1 protein-coding gene is annotated in these 683 nt (G+C 65.3%); it reads left to right on the forward strand.

Annotated elements, in window-relative coordinates; genetic code table 11:
- Nucleotides 1–251 precede the first annotated feature (251 nt).
- Nucleotides 252–683: hypothetical protein (locus ABD323_RS43055; RefSeq protein ID WP_344447483.1), on the forward strand; the 432-nt coding region annotated here is incomplete at its 3' end.

The raw sequence follows: 683 nt of genomic DNA on the forward strand, positions 1-683 counted from the left end.
GCTTCGGCGAGCTCAGCGGGTACCCGGTCCGCCATCTCCCGAAGCGACTGGTGTACCGCGGCATCCTCACCGTACCCGGCCTGTTCGCCCTGCCCCAGCCGACGTCGCCGGCACCCGACACCGGCTCAAACGGAAACTGATGACCCATCACAGAACACCCTGCTCAAACACATATCGTTGCCGTAGAAGGCTGATCACCACTACGGTCGCCATCGAAGGTTGGGTCACCAACGTGGAATGGCGGGGGCGCAGTGCTCGATACGCTGGTGACAACTGCGGCCGGGGCTCTCTCCGCCACGGTGGGCGTCGTGGTCGGGGGCATCGTCACGCGGCGTGCGCAGGACCGGCAGTGGCTCCGCGGCCAGCAACTGGCCGCCTACCAGGAGCTGTTCAGCCACTACGCGAAGTTCACGATGGAGATCGGGCGGGCGCATGCCGACCGTCGAGGCTGGGATCACGACTGGGGGGAGTGGAGTGCGGTCCTGATACGCGTGAGCCTGGTAGCCCCCAACGATGTGGCGACAGCCATTGACGAGTTCGGCCACGCCGTCGATGGCTTCCTGGAGCAAGTAGCAAGGCAGACCGATCCACTGACGAATCCGTTGAGCCCGGAGGAGTTCCGCGCGGCCAAACAAGAACCGGCCCAGGCACAGATACGACTCGTCAACGCCATCCGACGGTCG

Origin of the sequence: Kitasatospora nipponensis, assembly GCF_039528135.1 — a bacterium.
Lineage (GTDB): Bacteria > Actinomycetota > Actinomycetes > Streptomycetales > Streptomycetaceae > Kitasatospora > Kitasatospora nipponensis.